We start from the raw sequence: 21,453 nt of genomic DNA, 5'->3' as shown, positions 1-21,453 counted from the left end.
CGCACATGAGCGGTGTGCGGGCGTTTGCGCTCCTGTCGGCTGTTGTCGTGTGGTTGCTGGCTGCGACTGTGAGCGCACAGGCCGCTGCTACGGTCGATAACGGCACGGATACCCCCACACGCGTTCCGACGCCTTCCTCATCCGTGGAACAGGAGAGCGCCATAGTTAGTGAGTCCGGCGATTCTCACGGCGTGTTCAATGTCTCTCTTCTGCGCTCCGTCATCCAGACAGCCCTCGAATTTCTGGAACCGCGCACTTTGCAGGCGCATACGCCACGTCAGTTCTGTCTGTGGGGACTGGGGGGCATCAGCGCGCTCAATCCGGCGCTCCGGGTCGTGGAAGTGCCCGAGGGCATTAGGCTCATGCAGGGACAGGATATCGTCCTGCAAAAAGTGGCGCCGCCCGAAGGCAGTGTGAAGGAGTGGGCTGACCTCACCACCGATTTTCTCGACGCGGCGTCCAATGTTTCGTCAGTGCTGAAAGCAGCGGGTGAAGCAGGGGTGACGCAGAGCTTCTTCGACGAACTCTTCAATCACCTCGATCCCTATTCCCGTTATATCGGCCCTCAGCCTGCCGACACCGATCGCACGGCCCGGAGTGGGGGAGCCGCAGGGATCGGTATTTCGATCGAAGAAGAAGTTTCCGACTCTGCGGGGCGAGGACGCAAAAACGCCGGGCGGCGGCATCTGGTTGTGAGCGCCGTCAACACGAATGGTCCCGCATGGCCGGCGGGGGTGGATGTTGGAGAACGGATCGTTTCGATCAATGGGCAGAGTGTGGTCGACAAGTCCGTAGCGCAGGTGAATGCCCTGCTGTCCGGTGAGCCGGGGAGCGAAGTCTTCATCAAATTCTATTCACCTGCCACGCGCCGCACACGTGTCATTTCCATGAGGCGGGCCAGTGTGCCGCCGGAGACGGTCTTCGCGTTCAACGCGGGTCCCGTGGTCATTATCCGGATTACCTCCTTCTCTTCGGAAACCGCCGAGGAAATGAGCCAGTATCTCGATCAGGCGACGCAGGACCGGCAGTTGCGTGGTCTGATCATTGATGTGCGCGGCAACAGGGGCGGCGTCCTGCAACAGGCTGTGACGGCTGCGGCGCTTCTGCTCGATAATGGTGTCGCCGCCATCACCAAAGGGCGTGATTCTCAGGCCAACCATGTCTGGGCAGTGCAGGGCGGCGACATGGCGCAGCATTTGCCGGTGGTGATACTGGTGGATGGCCGGACGGCCAGCGCGGCCGAGATTCTCGCTGCCGCTCTTGCCGATCATCGCCGGGCCGTGGTGATCGGGAGCGCGACACTGGGGAAGGGACTGGTGCAGACGGTTGCTCAGCTTCCAGATCGTGGTGAACTTTTCGTGACCTGGAGCCGGGTCATTGCTCCGCTTGGCTGGCCGTTGCAGGGGCTGGGCGTCATGCCGCAGATCTGCACAAGCAAAGGTGCGGCTGACACGCGTCGTCAGTTCGATGCCCTGAGTGCGGGGCTTGAGCCTGACGGTAGCGCTGTGAAAGCCTCCCGTTCGGTGCGCCTGCCTGTGCCCGTGTCGAGAATACTGGAGATTCGCAAGACCTGTCCTGCGGCGCTTGGTGGCGATCTGGATCTGGAAGTGGCCAGCAATCTCATCACGAACAGCAAGGCCTACAAGGCGGCTCTGTCGATGATTCCGGATGATGTGGGAACAATGGTGGCGGAGGGACCGGAATGAGAGATGAGGCGCGGCTGAAAACAGGGCTTTGGGTTTCCGCTGTACTAAGACAGGCCAATAATTCCGGTTGTCCGGCGTTTCGCCGTCATCGCGGGGACGAAGACGCGGGCGGCGTACTGGTGGTGCTCACTAACCGCGACAGACGTGCGGTTGTGCTGACCCAGACCCGCACTCCGGAAGGGGCTCGCGCCTGGATGAGAGGGAGTGGTGCCGACCCTGTTTCCGAAGCGGATGCGGACGCGTATGTCTCCCGGCAGATTGGGCGGGACCCGGATCTCTGGGTGCTCGAATTCGAAACGGATGCGTTGGAACCGCCATTTGAGGCGCTTGTAATTGGTTAACAGAACGTTGCAGGAAGGTCACACTACCGAGGGAACCCGGAAGGAAAAGGAACTCCCGTCACGGTAAGGGTTTTCTGAAGATGACCGTGATCAGCCGCCGATATAGTCTGGTTTTTTGATTTCAATCTGCTGTGCCACGTCAGGTTGCGAGTTGCACGTTGGCCGCGTTTCGGCAAAAGAAGGCCGTGTGATATTGCTGTGACACTATGTCTGATGGATTTGTCAGGTTTGGCGGGGCGGGCATGAGGAGAATAGGATGAAGCTGCGTTTTGGGTTTCTTGCAGGATCAGTCCTGTCAGCGCCGCTCGTCTTCAGCGCAGTGCCCTCCGCCGCATTCGCCCAGCCTGTGCAGGGAGTTTATGTTCAGGGACTGGGTGGAGCGACCTTCAATCAGGATCAGCAGGTCCGCCTGAGCCGTAACCTTCCCAGTGGGCGCGATCGCTGGAAAACCGGCGCTGTCGGCATCGGTTCGGTCGGGTATGGTCTTGGCAACGGCTTTCGTGTCGAGGTCGAAGGCAACTACCGGAACATGGATTACAATCGTCTGGTGACCAATACGGTCTCGACGAAGGGTGACGGGCGCCGCCAGACTTCCGGCCTCATGGTGAATGCCCTGTTCGATCTCGATATCGGTAAAAGCTGGCTTTTTCCCTATTTCGGTGCGGGAATTGGCTACGGCTGGACCTCCACGCGCGCTTCCATCACGGGTCTGGACCGCTCCCTGAACCAGCAGATCCGCGGTACGTTTGGTGGGTTCACCTATCAGGGTATCTTCGGTCTTTCGTTCCCGGTGCCTTGGGTGGTCGGGCTGTCAGCGATAGCGGAATATCGTTTCTGGACCATGCTTGGCCCGCAGTCCCATTACACCACGGCGCTAGGCACTGTTGGTGGAGGGGACAACCTTCCCAAGTCTTATGGTGTTGAGAGCGGTAATCACGATACGAAAACCGACTTCAATCACTCGCTGATGCTTGGGCTGCGTTACGAGTTCAATCCAGCACCGCCTCCACCGCCACCTGCCGCACCCGTGCTGGCTCCGGCGCCTGCTGCCGCCCGGACATATCTCGTGTTTTTCGACTGGGATGTCGCGTCTCTGACCGATCGTGCGCGGTCTATCGTGGCGGTCGCGGCACAGGCCTCTGGCCACACCGCAGTCACGCGCATTCAGGTCTCAGGCTATACGGATACATCGGCAGCGCATCCGGGGGCGCGTGGCGAGCATTACAATATGGAACTGTCGCTTCGCCGGGCCGACGCCATCAAGGCGGAACTGATTCGTGATGGTGTCGCTGGATCGATCATCGACGTGAAGGGTTTCGGACAGGAAAATCCACTTGTGCCGACGGGGCCGAATGTGCGGGAAGCACAGAATCGGCGCGTGGAAATCGTTCTGCACTAAGATATTCACGCGTCAGGGTTTATGAAAAAAGGGGGGCTTAAAGCCCCCTTTTTTGTGCGCATCTTGAAGAAAATCAGAGACCGCTGAAAAGCGATGTCGAGAGATAGCGCTCGGCAAAGGACGGTGCGATGGCCACGATGGTCTTGCCATGATTCTCGTTGCGGAGCGCGAGCGTTACGGCAGCATGCAGCGCCGCACCGGAAGATATGCCGATGGGAACGCCATCCATGCGGGCACAACGGCGGGCAGCGGCAATGGCTTCGCGTTCAGAGATGGGGAGCACTTCCGTGAGGGCTTTTGTGTCCAGCGTACGCGGGCAGAAGCCGGGGCCAATTCCCTGAATGCCGTGCGGTCCGGGTTCATCACCATTCAGAATGGCGCTTTCCCTCGGCTCCACACCGTAGATTTCAATGTTCGGCTTTTTCTTTTTCAGAGCATGGGCAATGCCGGAGGCGGTGCCTCCCGTGCCTAGCCCGGCGACGACGATATCCACCTCGCCAGCCGTGTCATGCCAGATTTCTTCGGCAGTTGTCTGCTCATGGACGAGCGGGTTCGCCGGATTTTCAAACTGGGCCGGCATCCATGCGTTGGGCGTCGTCTTGAGAATTTCCTGCGCCCGCGTGATGGCGCCGGCCATGCCTAGCCGTGAAGGCGTTAACTCCACCTGTGCATCCATAAGGCGCAGCATTTTGCGACGCTCGATGGATGCGCCTTCGGGCATGGTCACGATAAGCCGGTAACCACGTGAAGCCGCGACAAAAGCAAGAGAGATGCCGGTATTGCCGGAGGTCGGCTCGACGAGCACGCTTTTGCCTGGTGTGATCAGTCCCGCTTCCTCGGCAGCAATGACCATCGCCGCGCCGATACGATCCTTTACGGAGCCGAGCGGGTTAAAGAATTCCAGCTTCAGGAGAATACGCGCTTTCAGATTGTCTTCTTCCGTCATGCGCGGCAGTCCGACGAGCGGTGTGCCCCCAACGACATCGACGATGGAATCGAAAACACGCCCACGCGGTGGGGCAAATTTGAAATCGATATGCTCGGGAAGTTTACGGGAACCCATGCGAACCGTACCTCTTGCCGGTTGTTATCCGAAATGTTTCGTGAAAATAACACGAAAGGTTAATGTGAATAGGGGCGTGGTCTGGATTTTTCCACTTTTCCCGTCATGATATGTCGCAACGACGATGTGAGTGAGGTATTTAATTGGACAGAAAGTCAATATCTTCGGGGACAAGAGCATGCTGCTGAGGCGGGACAGGGCCATGACCGGCGTGATGATCATGCTTGACGTTGCTTTTTATGCAGGTCGCACAGGCACTGTGAATGCCGCTGATATTGCGCAGCGTGCGGGGCTGGCGCGGCGCGGGATCGAGCCTTTGTTGCAGACTCTTTCGCGCTCTTCCCTGCTGGAAAGCGTGCGCGGGCCGCGCGGGGGATATCGTCTCGGGAGGCCACGTCGCGATATTTCCATTACGGATATCGTTTCGACCGTTGTGAGCATGGACCCGACGTTGGACGATGGCCCGGTCGGGGAACTGTTCCAGAAAGTCCTCGACCCGTTCTGGCGGGAAGAAGACCAGATGATTGGTGAGAAGCTGAAAGCCGTCACACTGGATGATCTGGTGCGGCGCGCGGAAGACGCTGGACTGCGGCGTCCTCTTTCAGAACCGATTTCTTTTTCGATCTGAAGAACTGACTTTGCCGGCGCCCCTGATAGGGACGCCGGTTACGTGTCAGCGACGTTTCTTGGCTGTCGTCGTGGTACGACGTGCTTTTGAAGTCGTACGCGTAGCTTCTTTGCGTTCCGTGCTGGGAGCCGTGACGGCCGGACGCGGGATGAGCACGCCTGTGGCATCTACCGTCGCAGTCACCGTAAGGCGATCACGCTTTGCGCCGGGGCTGCGAACGAGAATGGCGGTAAACGTATCGTTACCGGCATAGCCCATCGTCGGCGTATAGGTGATCTGCGTGTAGCCGTTTAGCGTGTAAAGAAACGCTTTACCGTGCTCTGGAGCCGGAGAGACGCCGAACGAAGCGTAGGACCCACCCTCAGGTGGTTTTACGGACAGAACGCATCGTCCATCATCGCTGCGCACTGTCATCTGGCTGACGAGATTGCCATTGGCCCCGGCAACCGGGGTCGTTGTCTTACAGACAGCCGACGTTTTCATGTAACCGAAAGGATCGGGAGAGCCGAGGGGGCCGCTCGTAAGCGGGCCATGATTGCATCCGGCCAGGAAGCTGGTGGCCAGCAAAGGCACGGCGAGGACTTTTATTCGCACGTAAAGGCTCCGCGAAGCTGTGAAGAACGATGCGGGCTGGCGGCGAATCCGCCGTCCGCGGAAAATCTTCCCCGCTCTAGAACATCCGGCTTCCGGTTGAAAGCCATGCTCTGACATGACTGGCGCAAGGTGTTTCCACTTGCCGCCGAAAGGCCACATTTGGGCTGTCCATTAGCTTCATGGCAGATATGTTACGCAAGGAGCGTATCAGCATATACTCGTTAAAACGGTAGCTTGTACCGTAACCTTCAGAAATAAGGTTTAGAAAGCACTCGCCAGAGCGTCATCGGCGGTGCATATGTCTGTCGGCGCATTCCTTCATCTGGAGAGACCCTTCATGTCGTCTGGTCCGTTTCGTCTTGCGATTGCTGGTGTGGTTTTCCTCGGCCTATCATGTGGATCTGTTGCTTCAGCGGCCAGCTGCGGCGGTTCGTCAGCCCGCGAGGCGTTCGACGTGCAGGGGCTCAAAAGCGAGCTGATGGTCACGGCGCTCTCCTGCAAGGCGCAGGAGCGGTATAATGGCTTCGTCGCCAAGTTTCGCAGCGCGCTTCTGCGGGAAGAAGAGCGGCTGAACACCTATTTCCGGACGACCTACGGACGGCGTGCGCAGGTCGAGCATGATGATTACATCACCCAGCTCGCCAATGCGCAGTCGGAAAAAGGGCTCCAGTCCGGCACCATCTTCTGCAATCAGCGGATGGCGATGTTTGATGAAGTCGCCGCCCTCGACAACGAGCAGGATCTTTCGAACTACGCTCAGGCCAAGGATATTACCCAGCCTGCAACCTTCGAAACCTGTGCGGCTCCCGGCGTTGAGAAAAGCACCCAGACCCGCAGCCGGAGTCGGAGCACAAAGCGCGCGGCTCATCGGGCCTGAGAACGACTCACCATCGTTCTTGACGAATCGGCCAGAGAAGGGGACAGACACCGGGCATGAGCGATCTCTTCTCAAGCACTGGTTCTTCTCCTGAAAAGCCTGACACGGCCAAGGCTAAAGCAGCGCCGACGCCTGCCGGGCAGCAGCAATACGATGCGAGCTCCATTGAGGTGCTCGAAGGCCTTGAGCCTGTCCGTCGTCGTCCCGGCATGTATATCGGCGGCACGGACGAGGCGGCGCTGCATCATCTCGCAGCCGAAATTCTCGATAACTCGATGGATGAGGCGGTCGCGGGCCATGCCACCACCATCGAGGTTTCGCTCGAACCTAGTAACTGGCTGACTGTCCGGGATAACGGTCGCGGCATTCCGGTTGATCCTCATCCGCGTTTCCCTGAAAAATCAGCTCTCGAAGTCATTCTCACCACGCTGCATGCGGGTGGAAAATTCTCCGGGAAATCCTATGCCACTTCCGGCGGTCTGCACGGTGTCGGCTCGTCCGTGGTGAATGCGCTCGCTGCGGAAATGGAAGTCGAGGTCGCGCGCGACAGGACGTTGTGGCGGCAGCTTTACGCCCGAGGCCTGCCGCAGAGCGCATTGGAGAAGGTAGGAGCTGCGCCGAATCGCCGTGGCACCCAGATCCGCTTCCGTCCTGACCCGGAAATTTTCGGGACACATATCTTTCAGCCTGCGCGCCTTTACCGTCTCTGCCGCTCGAAGGCATTTCTGTTCCGGGGAGTGACGATTCGCTGGAATTGTGACCCGACACTGATCAAAGCTGGTGACGAGACACCCACCGAAGCCGTTCTGCACTTTCCCGGTGGACTGGCTGATAGTCTGGCCGACGAACTCGGCAAAAATCCGCCATTGCTGGCCCCGATCTGGGCGGGAGAGGCGGACCTTCCCGAAACCGACGGCGTGGCCAATGGGCGGGTCGAATGGGCGATCGCTTTTCTGGAATCCGGTTCGGCCAGCTTTGTTTCGTTCTGCAATACGATCCCGACTCCGCAAGGCGGCACTCATGAAGCCGGGTGCCGCGCCGCGCTGGTGAAGGGATTCCGTGCGTGGGGTGAGCAGCGCTCCAACAAACGCGCGAGCATTGTCACGGCCGAGGACATTCTTGGCTGTGTCGCGGGCCAGCTGTCTGCATTTATTCGTGATCCGCAATTTCAGGGGCAGACGAAAGAGAAGCTTACGAACAGCGAGGCTTCAAAACTTATTGAAACAGCTTTGCGCGACCGGTTCGATCACTGGCTGTCTGGTAATCCCGCGCAGGCTGATTCCCTGCTGGCTTTTGTGGTTGAGAGGGCGGAAGACCGCCTGCGTCGGCGGGAGCAGAAAGATACGCCCCGCAAGAGCGCGACGCGGCGTCTTCGTCTGCCCGGCAAACTGACAGACTGCACCCGCGAACGGGCCGAAGAGACGGAAATCTTCCTCGTCGAAGGTGACTCCGCAGGTGGGTCAGCAAAACAGGCGCGTAACCGCGAAACGCAGGCTGTGCTGCCATTGCGCGGCAAGATTCTCAACGTGGCGAGCGCCTCGACGGAAAAGCTCAGAGGCAATCAGGAACTGAGCGATCTGGTTGAGGCACTTGGCTGTGGCGTGGGGGATCGGTTCGATCTTGCGAAACTGCGTTATGGTCGCGTCATCATCATGACGGACGCTGACGTAGATGGCGCGCACATCGCATCGCTGCTGATGACGTTCTTCTATCGTGAGTTGCCTGAACTTATCAGGAACGGACATCTCTATCTCGCCCAGCCGCCACTTTACCGTCTGACGCATGGTGCGAAGACGGTCTACGCGATGGACGATGCGGACAAGGACCGGAAAATCCGGAAGGACTTCAAGCCGAACGCAAAAGTGGAAGTGTCACGCTTCAAAGGTCTTGGCGAAATGCCGCCGAAAGATCTGAAAGAGACGACCATGGACCCGTCACGGCGCACGCTGCTGCGGGTTGTGACGCTACCGGAAGACCGGATCGAAACGAAGGACCGGGTGGAAAGCCTGATGGGCCGGAAACCGGAATTGCGGTTTGCGTTCATTCAGGAACATGCCCAGTCCGTGGAAATGCTCGATATCTGAGAGAAGGGGTCAGGCCGTGGTCAGCGCGGCCGCTCTGTCATGGTGGTGTGCATCGAACGTCCGAAGATCGGTGCAAACCCGCGCGATCGGTCCGGACCAGTCGAGAGGTTTGTCCTGCTGATAAAGGCGCACGCTGTCATACCACGGCGAATCCATTCTGCCTGACAGCCAGCGCCAGCACTGATCGAAGCGTGAGAGCAGCCATACAGGCTTTCCAAGTCCGGCCGCGACATGAGCTGTCGATGTGTCGACGGCGATCACCAGATCAAGATTGGCGATCAGGGCAGCCGTATCCTCAAAGTTCTTCAACCTGTCTGTGTGATCGATCAGTCGCATGCCTGCCGGAGGAGATTTGGCCTGAAAGGCCTGGTCGCCGACCTGTAGACTATAGAACACGGCATCCGGGGCTGCCGCGGCGAGAGGCGCAAGTGTGGCAAGCGTAGTGGAGCGGCGGCGGTCCGCGATTTCCGCTTCTCGGATTTCGCTATGCGGTGCTCCCGCCCAGACAAGGCCGATCCGTAACGGATTGTGGTGGTCCGGATCATCCTGTCGCAGAGCCACAGCCCAATGGCGCACTTTATTCGGGTCCGGATGCAGGAAACCTTCGGGAGAAGGGAGAGTGGCGAGCGTAGATCCCAGCGCCAGAGGGAGGCTCAGAATCGGGCACTGAAGATCATGCGGAGGTGCTGGTTCGTTTTCTGACACGAACGCAATCTGCGGAAAGGAGTGGGAAAGCAGCGTCAGAAGCTCTGGCCTCACACGCACGATCACATGGCCGTCGAACTGAGTGAGGGCAGGGAGGAACCGGGAGAACTGAAGCATGTCTCCGAAGCCCCCCTCCGTATGCACCAGTAAGGTTTTGCCGGGAAATTTCTCGCCCTTCCACAAGGGGGCGGAAAACCCATGTGCTCCGGTTGTGCGTGTCTTCCAGCGCCATTCATATTCGGCGAAACCATCGGGGTAGTTACCCTGCGCCAGAAGGGAGAGCGCGTAATTGGTATGGCTCTCGGCGTTTTCCGGATTGAGTTTCACTGCGGTACGATGGAAGTTCTGTGCTTGCGCATGCTGGCCGATGCAATCCAGCGCGACACCGAGATTGCTGAGAGCAAACTTCTGGTTCGGATTGAGCCGGAGACACTGTGAATAAGCGCCAATCGCTTCGCCGTAACATTGAAGGGATTGAAATGCGTTCCCAAGATTGGACCATGCGTCGGCCAGATCCGGGGCAAGCTGGACGGCGCGACTGAGTAATTCCAATGCTGGCTCGAAAGCGCAGAGTGTACAGAGAAGACCGCCGTAATTGCTGAGCGTGCGCGCGTCATCTGGCGTTTTGGCCAGTTGCTGTTTGTAGGCTGCTTCGGCTTCGGCAAAGCGGCCTGCGAGTTGCAGGGCTTCTCCGCTGTGAGGAGAATGGTCAGCGGTGTTTTCGGGAGCGGAAGGCATGGATGTCATGCCTTCACGTTCGCGCGGTCGGTTTAAGAAAAAGTTACGTGATCAAGCCGAGAGTTCGCCGATATTCGGACGATTCAACATGGACATCAGTTCACGGCGGGTATCGGAGTTATCGCGGAACACGCCAAGCATCCGGCTGGTCACCATGGAAACGCCGGGGCGGTGGACGCCGCGGGTGGTCATGCACTGGTGCCCGGCTTCAATGATGACCGCCACGCCATGCGGTTCCAGCACCTTGTCGATGGTGTTGGCGATCTGCGCCGTCAGCCGTTCCTGAATCTGGAAGCGCCGCGCATAGGCGTCCACCACGCGCGCCAGCTTGGAAATGCCGACCACGCGCTTGCGGGGCAGGTAGGCCACATGCGCCCGTCCGATGATCGGCACCATGTGGTGCTCGCAATGGCTCTCCAGCCGGATGTCGCGCAGCAGAACGATCTCGTCGTAGTCATCGACTTCAGAGAACGTCCGCTCCAGCAGTTCTTCCGGATTGATCGCATAGCCTTCGTAGAACTCTTCATAGGACCGCGCGACACGGGAAGGCGTGTCCAGCAGTCCCTCGCGGTTCGGGTCTTCACCAGCCCAGCGCAACAGAACCTTGATGGCCTCCTCGGCTTCCTCGCGGGAAGGGCGGAGCGGGGCGGCGGTTTTGGTCATATGGTTCATGTCTCGGATGCTGGTAGGAGGAGTGAGAGTATTAGTGGATGATGCCGGGCTGATAAGGACTATCGAGACTGAACGCCGGGATACGCACCTCGAAATGCCGCCCGGTCGTCTCATTGATCATGTGATAAAAGCCGCGCATAATGCCGCTGGGCGTATCGAGGGAAGCGCCGGACGTATACTGAAATCCACCGTCCGGTTTGAGCACGGGCTGTTCGCCCACGACCCCATCGCCGCGAACACGGTCGATGTGACCGTTCGCGTCGATGATCTCCCACGACCGTTCGAGAAGCTGAACCGTGTGGTCGCCGTGATTCTCGATGCTGATCCTGTAACCCCAGCAGTAGGAATGATCTTCCGGCTGTGACTGGTCTTCCAGCCAGAATGCGCGGACGACGACCCGCACGTTCTCCGTGGTTTCCTCATAGGCCGGCAGGGACGCAATCGCTTCATCCAGAGCCGCTTCCGGATCTTCGAACAGCTTTGGCGGCATCGGCGGCCTTGGAGACATGGTGGGTCGTCGCTCCTGCTATCAGTTGGCCGTGAAGCCGCGCTCTTTCAGAGCCGCAACACCACGGGCGAGATCCTCGATGAGGTCCGCAGGGTCTTCCAATCCCACGGACAGGCGGATGGCGCCATCGGAAATACCGAGTTTTGCGCGCTCTTCCGCACCGATCTTCATGTGTGTCGTCGTTGCCGGGTGGGTGGCAAGCGAGCGGGCATCCCCCAGATTGTTGGAGATCAGGATCACGCGCAGGGCGTTGAGGAACGCGAAGGCTCCCTCCTTGCCGCCCGCAACCTCGAAGGCCACCAGCGAGCCGAAACCGCTCATCTGACGTGCCGCCAGTTCGTGCTGCGGATGGTCCTTGCGGCCCGGATAACGCACGCTGACGATACCCGGCGCTTCCGCCAGCCAGTCGGCAACGGCGGCGGCATTGCGGGTCATGGCGTCCACGCGGAGGTTCAGCGTTTCCAGCCCCTTGAGCATGACCCACGCATTGAAGGGGGACAGCGCGTTGCCGGTGTTGCGCGTGAAGGGCAGAACCGTGTCGTTGATCCAGTCCTTGCGGCCGAGGATCGCGCCACCCAGCACGCGGCCCTGACCGTCAATATGCTTGGTGCAGGAATAGACCACCACGTCCGCGCCGAGTTCCAGTGGCTTCTGATACACCGGCGAGGCGAACACATTGTCCACGATCACGATCGCACCGGCCTTGTGGGCGCGTTCACTGATGGCGCTGATGTCCAGAACGTCGAGCATCGGGTTGGATGGGCTTTCCAGCAGGACGGCAGCTGTGGGCTTGCTGAGCGCCTCGCTCCATGCGTTGAGGTCGTCACCGTCCACGAACACTGTCTCCACACCATATTGCGGGAGAAGGTTGGCGACGATCCAATGACAGGAACCGAACAGCGCGCGGGAAGCAACGACACGGTCGCCTGTCTTCACATGCGCCAGAAGCGCGGAGGAAACAGCGCCCATGCCGGTCGCCGTGCAGATGCAGGCTTCCGCGCCTTCGAGGTCCGCGAGGCGGCGCTGAAGCGCATCGACCGTCGGGTTGCCGAAGCGGGAATACTGGTAATGCGAGACTTCGCCGGTGAAGGTGGCGGCTGCCTGCTCGGCGCTATCATAGGCAAAGCCGGAGGTGAGGAAGAGGGCTTCGCTCGTCTCGCCATAGGGGGTGCGCTCGACCTCGCCATGAATCAGGCGTGTCGCCGTGCGCCATTTGGCAGCGACTTCGGGAGCGGTGGTGCGGAGAGAATTATCAGTCATGATCGGTCTCGGTTCCGTTCTGTCCGTGGCAGAGTGGGATTGCCATCCTCCGCGCGGGACGTCGACCGTGGAAACCTGGCGGCATGATCCCGCCAGAGCCTCTTTAGCGCGTTTCTTTAACCTCGCCGCAAGCCGGCCATACAAATCACGAGGTCCCGAAAAGGGAGTGGTGGTTATCGCCAGAGATGACCTGTCTAGTCAACCGTTCCCGGTAATGGATAGGCCTGCCAGTCTAGCCGGGAGGCATTGAAACCGCAGTCTCCCGTGTCATGGTTTTCTGGAGGGGATACAGCATAAGCTTATCCACGGTCGCCGCCGCTCCACTCACTTCCAGCCGCAGAAAATCGAGCGGATTGCTGGGGAAAATCAGGGCTGTTCCCACCGACAGGCCACCATTGGCGAAAATTTCCAGTGAGCAGGCATCCAGCACGATACGGATATCGAAATGACGGTCATCCGGATTGAGCACCGTAGAGAATTGCCCTGTGAAGAAAGGCTGTTCAAATCCGTGCAGATCGTTTCGGTCCAGCCAGAGTTGGCCCGAAAATGCGTCGAACCCGATGGTCAGCGATTCCCCCTGTTCGTTACCGAACACGATGACGAAGCGGCCTGTCCGCCCTTTGTCGCCAAGGGGAAGATCATGGGGGCGCTCATCGACAGTCACACTCATGAACAGTTCGAGCGCTGTCCCGACTGGCAGAGCGATCTGCGCGCTGGAGCCAGCGGCGATACGTTTGACCGGGAAGGGGATGGCGGTTCCACGCAGGGCTTCGATCCCCCGCGGCATCTGCGCCAGTCGTATCCATCCTGCGAAGTCGCGCCGGAGAATCATGGTCCGGGGCAGCGTCATGACCCCACGCCAGCTTTGTGTCGGTAGTTCCTGACAGTATTGCCAGTTGCCCAGCCACGCGATGGAGACAGCCTCCCCCTGCGGCATGTTGCTGTAGACCTGAAGAGCATAGGCGTCTTTGGCGAAGTCTGTCAGGCCGATCACCGTGTCGTCCGGGATAAAGCGCGTTCCGTCGAACTCACCGACAAAATACTGCGTGATGCTTCCGCCCGTGGGGCCACCGGGATTGACGGACACGAACAGCACCCACCGTGAGCCGCCACCTTCCAGCGGCACCTGAATCAGGTTGGGACATTCGTAATCGACACCGAAAAGACCGGATGGGCCGAAATCGCTGAGATGCACCCAGTGGATCAGATCTATGGACGCATAGAAGGCAATCTGGTGCAGCCGCGATTTCGCCACCACCATGACCCACTGGCCGCTGGGCTGGTGAAAGATCACCTGCGGATCACGGAACGAGTTGCTGCCGATGTCCAGAATGGGATTGTGGGTATATTCTGTGAAGGTCAGGCCGCCATCATGGCTGGCTGCGAGATACTGTGCCTGTCGGGTCGGGCTGGCGCGCGTGTAAAGCGCAAGGATTCCGCCTTTTTCGCCTTCGAACAGTCCGGATGCATTTTTCGTATCCAGCACCGCGCAGCCGCTATAGGCCTCACCATCCTTCGTCTCGGGAATGGCGATGGGCTGGTCTTTCCAATGCAGCAGATCGGTGCTGGTTGCGTGGCCCCAGTGAACCCGCCCCGCGTAAGGCGCGAACGGATCATACTGATAATAGAGATGATACTGCGTGCCGTCGAAAAGCAGCCCATTGGGATCGTTCATGAACCCGGTGACAGGCGAGAAATGCAGGGTAGGGCGATAGAAGATGTCGCTCTGGGTCTTCACGACTGGCCTTGAAGCCACGCCGGGCTGATCGGCAGGCGACGGATGGGAGGCATTGGGTTCGTTCGTCCGGTTGGTATCCGGTGCGCGCGCCTTGACCGTATCAGCCTGAGCCGCGGCGCTGAAACCAAGGGTTCCCAAGGCGGCAATGGAGGAAAGGGCAAGGCGGCGGTCCGGGTTTTCTGGGTGCTCTTCCGTCATGTCCGGCATTATACACGCTCACGCGGAGTTGAGGTATCCGCTCATCTCTCAATGAGGTGTTTTCAGGCAGGCGCTCCCCACGGAAAAAGAGGAAATCGTTGGTGGAAGGCTGTTTGTCGCACGTGCTCCTTTCAGCAAGGCACGCCCGCGTGCCGACCATCCTGCCAGTCCGATGGAAGGGTTGCTGAACGGACCGCTGACTCTAATGGGAATGTCCAGTGCCAGCATACCCGGAGCCTCACTCTGGAAAGCCAGTTCGAACCAGCGGCGGTCGAGATTGAACATTGCCTCGCCAATGATGGAGCCTGCTGGTGTGACGATGCGGAGCGGCACGACCGTTCCCATGCCCTGATGCAGTGTGAGCGCGCCGAGAAGGCAGGTGATGGGGGTGGTGCCGGTATTCTTGTGAAATAGGAGCCCGACATTGGTTGAGGCGATATCGATCACCTGCCGGTTGATCGTGCCGCTGTTCATTCCGACGACAGCTTCCAGATCGGCCTTGCGTGAGGCTTCATTGAGAGTGTGCGCCCCCGTGGCGCTGGCGCGGACCCGAAAGGAAAGGGCGCCATTGACCGGCACTGGAGCCAGCCCGGCCTGTTTTCGGAAACGGTCAATGTCCGCGCCGGTCACGTCGATGGCGGCAGTAAGGCTGGAGCCTTGCGGATGGGCGGTGAGATTTCCCGAAGCCTGAAGAGACGCACCAAGCCAGCCGAGATGGAAGGAGGGGACGTCGATACGGTTCGGTTGTTGCCGAATGGTGAGAGCGGCGTTGGAAAACTCAAGCGCATTATAGCGCACAGAGCCGGCGGACAGGCGCAGATCGAACAGCGGATCGGGCTTTGCCGGCACGATGAGCGGAATATCGGTATGGCTTTCGGGCTTCGGGCTGCTCTTGGTGGTGGGGAGCAGACTGTTCAGATCGAGTTTCGCAAAGCTTATTTCGCCAGTCAGACTATCAGGCGCTCCCGGTTTTCCTTCGGTGAAGGTAAGGTCGGCACTGTCGATGGGGTTGTTACCCAGCCGTCCTTTTCCCTGTGCAATGTGCCAGACGTCCCCGGCATGATGAAACTGGCCTGTCAGACCAAGCGCCATGACGAAGGTGCTGGCGGGTTCTCCCGCAAAGGCCATGAGTGGTGCGGATGTCGGCGTGTTCAGCGAAAGTTTGCCATCCACGCCGTCAAAATCCATCAGGTCCGTCATTGCGCCATCAAGATCGACGGTCAGATCGCCTGACGAGGCATGAAGTTTGGTGGGGAGAGGCTTGTTTGCTTCCCGCAAGATCGTCAGGGGGCCCATATGGGCAGTGAGTGCGATGGGTGTGCCGTTGTAGGAACCGTCGACGGTCATTTCCACAGGAGCCGTATCGCTGGCTGATGTGATGGCGACGTTATCCAGTCCAACACGATAGGAATGGCCATTGGCCGAGCGGTAGATGATCTCGCTGCCTTTGATGGTGGCCTGCCGCAGACCCGGAAACCAGCTTGTGTCAGCGGGAGCCGGTTTTCTGGGTTTTTCCTGAGATTTTTCTGCTGGCTTTGATCCGAAGCGCCAGTTCGGTGTGCGATCCGGCGTGCGTTCGAACAGGCCGGAGAAATTCGTCAGGATGAGATCGCGGGTTTCGGCAGGGCCATGGAACAGGGACATCAGGCGAACCTGCGTGTGCAGGTGTCCCAGCGTGATCATTTGCGGACGGCTGCCGGTGGGAATGTTGGCGATGCTTAGATCGTCGACGTCCACTGTCAGCCAGCGTCCCGGCGAGACGTGGAGACTGCCGATATGTACGGGGCGTCCCGTTGTCTGTGTCAGTTTTTTCGTCGCAAAGGCGGCGAGATCCATATGGGAAAGAGTAAACAGTCCGGCCGCGCTTGCTGCGACGGCCAGACCGGCCGCGCCAAACGCGATGAGGGTGAAGCGGCGCACGCGGCGAGTCTCCCGTTGTGAAGTTGGGAGCCTCATGCCTTTGAAACGATAAGAAAAAAAGGTTTGTTTTGTGCAGGGCGCTCATTAAGGGAAATGGCACCACAAAAATTGGATCATCCCAACTGCCCAGAAATTGGAATGATCCGTAATATGATACTGTCAATTACGCCATTTCTGACGATGCCGTTCGTGAAATGAGTATCAGAAAATTACTGGAAGTCCGGTGCCTGACGGTCCCATGTGACGACCTTGCCCGGTCCGCATACGGCACCCTGTGTGCCGCCGAATCCCCACAATGTCGCCGGAACCACAATGCGGTTCCAAGCAAGGGAAGTCTGGATATAGCACGGCTGCTGAGGCGAACTGGCGTTCCATCCATCGACGGTGATGGTTGTGCCAGCACTCATATAGATTGAGCCGGCAGGCACACCGGGAAGGGCTTTGAGGACGATCTCCGGTTTGCCGTTCTGAGTGTTTTCAATATGGCCAGAAAATGTTGTCGGCCCATTGAGAATCATCTGCTGGTTATTGAAGTCGAAACGTGTTCCCACAAAAGTCAGTTCGACGTTTGATTCTTCGTCCAGCCCGGCAACAGCATTGTTATAGATTGTGCCACCAACAAAAGTTGAGAGCTCGCCAGCGTCTTTCGTGCCCGGTGGGATGTAGATACCCACATTGCCATTGCCGATAAGGACGCCATGCATATCCGCACCCCATACGCCACTTCCAAGGACGAGGCCATGATTGAAGCCCTGCAGGGAGACATTGAACAGCGTCGTGGCTGCATCCGTCACATAATCATTGGTGACAGAATAATTCATGGTGATCCCGTCGATGGATTTGTTGCCGTAGAGTGCAAGACCTTCCAAACGGTTGGAGCCACGATGGGTGTTATGCGTAAAGCCTTCCTGAGAAACGTAGAGACAGGAGCCGGATGTCATTTCGCAGTCGAAAGTCGCATTGCGTAGCGTGACGTATTCAGGATCGATTTTTAGTGTTGTGCCAATGGTTTTACGCGCGCCCTGCAAGTCGATGTCGCAGGAGCCGGTTCCGGCATAACATGCATTGAGAGTGGCCTGAATTGCGGGACTGTCGTCAGCCCGCGCGATCTGCGCGCATGTTACAAACCCGAGGGCGCACAGGAGAAGGCGATATTTCATACTAATTTTTACTCTGTCTGTTTTTCTGGTTGGTAGCGATAATTGTGTGCATGTTACATATTTTCTGTTCTAGAATATAATATTGGACATCAGGCTATTCCGCATTTTTGGTATGCGGATATTTTTTGTAAGATAATGAAACAAGCGTAATCGACGGTCACATGCGCCATTCAAGGTGTCTCCAGTCTGCACGTGAAGCCAGTTGAGGTAATCTGATAAGGCTGGATGTAGCGGTTCTTCTGAAGGCTGGATGGTTTTCTGTGTGGATTCAGGGCAATAAGTATCGAGTTGATATTCCCGTTCCGATTGATTTGGTGGGTTTTACGTTTTTTGTTCTTCTAGATTTCAGGGTGTTTCATGGGTGAGAGTAACGAAAACGATTGTCTGGTTTCAGTGATTGTTCCAGCCTACAATGCTGGTCGCTTCATTGAAAAGGCTGTTCGTTCCGTTTTAGACCAGACGATGACTTCTTTTGAAGTTATTATTGTCAATGACGCATCCCGTGATGACACGAAAGAGAAATCGCTGAAACTGTGTGAAGCAGATAAGCGTGTTTCATATTATGAAAATGAGAGAAATCTTGGTGTCTCGGCAACAAGAAACGTTGGAATAAAACACTCAAAAGGAAAATATATCGCCATCATAGATTCAGACGATGGGTGGAAAAAAGAGCGTCTGGATATCATGGTGAAACACATGGAGCGGGATGGTCTCGATATGTTGGGGGACCAGCTCGTTGTTGCAAATCTGGATACCGGACGGGAAAGCCATGCGTTCCGAAGCGAATGGATGGATTATGGAAAAGATATCGATATTTTAAGGTATTTTTCCACGGACTGGCCCGGTCTTCAGGGTACCTTGTCTTTATCCTATATGAAACCGCTTTTCCGGAAGGAATTCATGGAAAGGCAAAGTATTTCTTATGATAAAGATATTACTCTTGGGGAAGACTCCCTGATTTATTCTTGTATCATTATGTCTGGGGCAAAATTTCGTGTGATCCCGGATGCTTTATACATGTATTCAGTGAGAGATGATTCTCTTTCGCAGGTGGATATCCCCACGCGGCAATTGCTGCCAGCAACGAAAAAGCTTCTGGATTTTTATGTTTCCCGTAATGATCGTCCCGATAGTCGGATCATCGATCTGATCGAGAAAAAATATCAGTCGTACCTACTTAAACATGTCATCGATTCAGCAAGGTTTGGTGATCCCAAAGCTTCTTTCTCGAATTTTTACAAAGTAAAGCCTGCGACATATCTGAATTGGGGCATTTATATTTTCAAAAACGTCGTTGCCAAAATGCGTAAACGATTTGGGCTTGCTTCCCGGTCAGTGACGAGAATTGATCCTCCCTTCCTGCCGGAGGTTTCCTGGTCGTAGGGGTATAAGTCCTGCATGGTGGCCGAGACACATGTTCACGGCCACCCGCTTTGGGATGAGAGTAATTTCACCCAGTTCTCTCGTGTAGAAAATTGATGGCCACTTTATTCCTGTAATCAGGCGGCGAGAGCTGTTGGCGCTTGTGGAGTAATTGCAGATTGGCGAGCCATCATGCGCACCCGCGCAATGGCTGCGATCGTAATGGCGATCATGACATAGAAATCGGGCATGCCGATTGTGGGAGCCGACGTGAGAGCGGCGATGAGGCGCCCGAGAATTGCCGCGATGAACCCTTCTATGACGAGACAGTAATCCGAACCCGGCGCGACGGTCAGCGCTGTCTTGGCTGTCAGCATCAGGCGTACGTCGAATATGAGCAGGGCAATGCACCCGATGATGCCGACCGAAGCCAGAAGTCCAGGGACAAGGCTGGACGAACGATTGCTACCCCATCCTGTTCCAAGACCATAGGTTTCCATGCAGGCGGTTATGGCGTCGGTGTCAGCCTGTGTACGTTCCTTGTAAGAGGCAGTGTCTTTTTTGCTGGCTGTGTCTGCGCTCACTTTCTGAACGCCAGCGACGACCTGAGGTGCAAATGTAACAACGATCAGCGTGCTCATGCCGAGAACTACTGCACCGATCATGGCGAACTGGCCCAGGCGGCCCAGAAGACGGGCGGCCCCTGTCGCGACTACCATGAAAGGTAAAAGAATCATGCCGATTGCCAGAGCGGCGAAACCTGTGGTGGAAGTCGTGATGCACAGCGACAGCGTGGCCGCGATGATGAGAGGTTTGATCGTGCGGAATTTGTAGCCCTTGAGAGTGAGCCAGACGCTGGAAAAGATGACGCCAGTAAGATAGGTGGCGCAGGCGGCCGGTTCTGTGAAGCTTCCGTTGATGCGAGGAACGGGGCCAGCCATCTGACCGTCGAGGACAGCCCAGCCAGTATTGGAATAGAAGAATTCCTTGGGGAATGGGAGGTGGGCGGTGCGAGCGGCGAACTGCCAAAAGCAGATGAACACGACCATCCAGCCAGCGACGACGAATGCGCCGTAGAATTTCTTCATGTCGATCTGGTTGCGGGTGAGATATTGGGCTGCCAACACCATGAGAATGATATTGATAACCAGATAGCCATCCTGACTGATGTTACCGAAGCTGGGCGCCAGCAAAACCTGAGTGCCCGCTGCATCTGCTTTCTGGGGCCAGACAAGCACCTGATTATGAAACAGGCGCGGCATGACAAGAGATCCGAATACAGCCCACACGCCATTGAAGATCATGGGGCCCGAAAGGTACATGACTTCCTTCTGACCGGGATACCGTGCGCCAAGTATTTTTTGCAAAGCCACATAGGACAGAAAGGCAAGCCCCGGCACCAGTGACGGTTGCACACAGATTCCACCAAGGATCAGAGCTGCTGCGGCAGGGAAAATGCCTCCAATCAGAACCAGCTGAATCTGTCGCTCCGGGTTCATCCAGAACAGGAGACAAAGCGGGAAAAGGATCATTCCCATAATGGGAAGGCTCATGGGATATCCGCCTCTTTGCCGCAGCATGTCATGATGATCAGAAAGCCTTGTTTTGCGTCATGAAATCGGTGGCATCCTAGCATGATTCTGCTGCGGATGCAGATGTCTGAACTTTGGCGGACTCTAGGCGCGGGAAGTGTCGGATGATGTATCGAGGGTGTTCAGTCCAACGAGAAACAGATTGGCGCCCGAGGCTATGAATGTGCGTATCTCCTCAGGAGGGAGGTCTCTGCTGATCAGAGCTTGCAGCATCAACTCGCCGATCGTCATGCCAAAAAGCTGGCGGCACCGTATTTCAGACCCTTCACTGGAAAGCCCGTGGTGCTGGCAATATGTCTGCACCCATGCGGTAAGCCTGTTCGACTCTCCGCACTGCTTCAGGGTGGTCATGATTTCCCTAATGTCCTCGGCTTCGGAGGCCGAGAAAATGATGGCGCGAATCAGTTCGATCGTCTCGGGACGGATGAGGTGGGTTGCCATTTCGGTGAGCAGCTTCACCAGCCCTGCCTCAGTGAATTCCATAGCCTCGCTGACCGAGCAGGAAATGCGGAAAAGCCGCATGTCGATCAGGGCGTGGAAAAGTTCCTGTTTGGAAGGGAATAGCTGGTACAGCGTTCTCTTCGACATGCCCGAGCACTGGGCGACCTTGTCCATGGAGGCGGCCTGATAGCCGTATGTCAGCAGAACATCACCCGCTGCGACGAGAATTTTCTCGCGGCGTTCACATTCCGCCATTTCGGGCGGTCGTCCCGGCCCGCGGCCTGAGCCGGAACAGGGAGAAAGGTGAAGATTTTTTACATCCATGACTTCTTTTTATGTGCCTGTTCGCGCTTCTCCTGTCCATGTGAATGTGTGCGGAGCAGGCTTGACCTTTGGTTTGGAAACTATGTAGTTTCTATTCGATGCGGTAAGCGGATTCGCTGACGTAACCATTTTTGCGTGGGCTG

General features: G+C 57.3%; 18 protein-coding genes and 1 riboswitch. Of the genes, 7 read left to right on the top strand and 11 right to left on the bottom strand.

The window, feature by feature from the left end; genetic code table 11:
• Positions 1-5: 5 nt before the first annotated feature.
• The 3 genes from ABF824_RS01430 (at position 6) to ABF824_RS01420 (ending at position 3,446) form a co-directional block, all read left to right on the top strand.
• On the top strand, positions 6-1,706 hold the full coding sequence (locus ABF824_RS01430) for a S41 family peptidase (protein WP_415486036.1): 1,701 nt from the start codon (positions 6-8) through the stop codon (positions 1,704-1,706).
• Positions 1,703-2,047: a DUF1491 family protein gene (locus ABF824_RS01425; RefSeq protein ID WP_415486035.1), complete on the top strand. Its 345-nt coding sequence runs from the start codon at positions 1,703-1,705 to the stop codon at positions 2,045-2,047. Before ABF824_RS01430 ends, ABF824_RS01425 begins: the two co-directional genes overlap by 4 nt.
• Before the next feature lie 256 nt (positions 2,048-2,303).
• Positions 2,304-3,446, top strand: coding sequence for an OmpA family protein (locus tag ABF824_RS01420; protein ID WP_415486034.1), 1,143 nt, complete (start codon positions 2,304-2,306; stop codon positions 3,444-3,446).
• A 73-nt stretch (positions 3,447-3,519) separates the two neighbouring features.
• Here the strand turns inward: ABF824_RS01420 and cysK are convergent, their stop codons facing one another.
• On the bottom strand, positions 3,520-4,509 hold the full coding sequence (cysK, locus tag ABF824_RS01415; protein WP_415486033.1) for a cysteine synthase A: 990 nt from the start codon (positions 4,507-4,509) through the stop codon (positions 3,520-3,522).
• Positions 4,510-4,687: 178 nt separating this feature from the next.
• Between cysK and ABF824_RS01410 the strand changes: the two genes are divergently transcribed.
• The gene (locus tag ABF824_RS01410) at positions 4,688-5,137 is read left to right on the top strand and encodes an RrF2 family transcriptional regulator (protein WP_415486032.1); all 450 of its coding nucleotides are present in this window, start codon (positions 4,688-4,690) and stop codon (positions 5,135-5,137) included.
• A 45-nt stretch (positions 5,138-5,182) separates the two neighbouring features.
• Here the strand turns inward: ABF824_RS01410 and ABF824_RS01405 are convergent, their stop codons facing one another.
• Positions 5,183-5,731, bottom strand: coding sequence for an Ig-like domain-containing protein (locus ABF824_RS01405; protein ID WP_415486031.1), 549 nt, complete (start codon positions 5,729-5,731; stop codon positions 5,183-5,185).
• Positions 5,732-6,068: 337 nt separating this feature from the next.
• Between ABF824_RS01405 and ABF824_RS01400 the strand changes: the two genes are divergently transcribed.
• Both ABF824_RS01400 and parE read left to right on the top strand, forming a co-directional pair.
• On the top strand, positions 6,069-6,608 hold the full coding sequence (locus tag ABF824_RS01400) for a hypothetical protein (protein ID WP_415486030.1): 540 nt from the start codon (positions 6,069-6,071) through the stop codon (positions 6,606-6,608).
• Positions 6,609-6,664: 56 nt separating this feature from the next.
• The gene (parE, locus tag ABF824_RS01395; protein ID WP_415486029.1) at positions 6,665-8,692 is read left to right on the top strand and encodes a DNA topoisomerase IV subunit B; all 2,028 of its coding nucleotides are present in this window, start codon (positions 6,665-6,667) and stop codon (positions 8,690-8,692) included.
• 9 nt (positions 8,693-8,701) lie between these two features.
• On the opposite strand, the gene ABF824_RS01390 is transcribed toward parE, so the two are convergent.
• From ABF824_RS01390 to ABF824_RS01360, 7 genes are all read right to left on the bottom strand, one after another.
• Complete coding sequence (locus ABF824_RS01390; protein WP_415486028.1) at positions 8,702-10,135, bottom strand: tetratricopeptide repeat protein; 1,434 nt, start codon at positions 10,133-10,135, stop codon at positions 8,702-8,704.
• A gap of 51 nt (positions 10,136-10,186) precedes the next feature.
• A complete protein-coding gene (folE, locus tag ABF824_RS01385) occupies positions 10,187-10,798 on the bottom strand; it encodes a GTP cyclohydrolase I FolE (protein ID WP_415486027.1) in 612 nt (203 codons plus the stop codon).
• Positions 10,799-10,838: 40 nt separating this feature from the next.
• Positions 10,839-11,315 carry a Co2+/Mg2+ efflux protein ApaG gene (apaG, locus tag ABF824_RS01380; protein ID WP_415486026.1) on the bottom strand — a complete coding sequence of 159 codons (477 nt, stop codon included), beginning with the start codon at positions 11,313-11,315 and terminating at the stop codon, positions 10,839-10,841.
• Between the two features lie 21 nt (positions 11,316-11,336).
• The gene (gene metZ, locus ABF824_RS01375) at positions 11,337-12,575 is read right to left on the bottom strand and encodes an O-succinylhomoserine sulfhydrylase (protein WP_415486025.1); all 1,239 of its coding nucleotides are present in this window, start codon (positions 12,573-12,575) and stop codon (positions 11,337-11,339) included.
• An 82-nt stretch (positions 12,576-12,657) separates the two neighbouring features.
• A riboswitch (SAM riboswitch) is annotated at positions 12,658-12,737 on the bottom strand.
• Positions 12,738-12,807: 70 nt separating this feature from the next.
• Positions 12,808-14,511 (bottom strand): glycoside hydrolase family 32 protein, encoded by a 1,704-nt coding sequence (locus ABF824_RS01370; RefSeq protein WP_415486054.1) that lies wholly within the window; start codon positions 14,509-14,511, stop codon positions 12,808-12,810.
• Between the two features lie 48 nt (positions 14,512-14,559).
• A complete protein-coding gene (locus ABF824_RS01365; RefSeq protein ID WP_415486024.1) occupies positions 14,560-16,431 on the bottom strand; it encodes an AsmA-like C-terminal region-containing protein in 1,872 nt (623 codons plus the stop codon).
• A 209-nt stretch (positions 16,432-16,640) separates the two neighbouring features.
• Entirely contained in the window at positions 16,641-17,591 is a 951-nt protein-coding gene (locus tag ABF824_RS01360) for a hypothetical protein (protein WP_415486023.1), read from the bottom strand.
• Positions 17,592-17,948: 357 nt separating this feature from the next.
• Here ABF824_RS01360 and ABF824_RS01355 point away from each other — a divergent pair, with 357 nt between their 5' ends.
• Positions 17,949-18,974: a glycosyltransferase family 2 protein gene (locus tag ABF824_RS01355; RefSeq protein ID WP_415486022.1), complete on the top strand. Its 1,026-nt coding sequence runs from the start codon at positions 17,949-17,951 to the stop codon at positions 18,972-18,974.
• A 116-nt stretch (positions 18,975-19,090) separates the two neighbouring features.
• Here the strand turns inward: ABF824_RS01355 and ABF824_RS01350 are convergent, their stop codons facing one another.
• Both ABF824_RS01350 and ABF824_RS01345 read right to left on the bottom strand, forming a co-directional pair.
• On the bottom strand, positions 19,091-20,506 hold the full coding sequence (locus tag ABF824_RS01350) for a hypothetical protein (protein ID WP_415486021.1): 1,416 nt from the start codon (positions 20,504-20,506) through the stop codon (positions 19,091-19,093).
• 123 nt (positions 20,507-20,629) lie between these two features.
• Complete coding sequence (locus ABF824_RS01345; RefSeq protein ID WP_415486020.1) at positions 20,630-21,310, bottom strand: TetR/AcrR family transcriptional regulator; 681 nt, start codon at positions 21,308-21,310, stop codon at positions 20,630-20,632.
• Positions 21,311-21,453: the final 143 nt, after the last annotated feature.

It is taken from the genome of Acetobacter sp., assembly GCF_047721705.1.
Lineage (GTDB): Bacteria > Pseudomonadota > Alphaproteobacteria > Acetobacterales > Acetobacteraceae > Acetobacter.
This window is presented reverse-complemented; position numbering and strand designations above follow the sequence as displayed.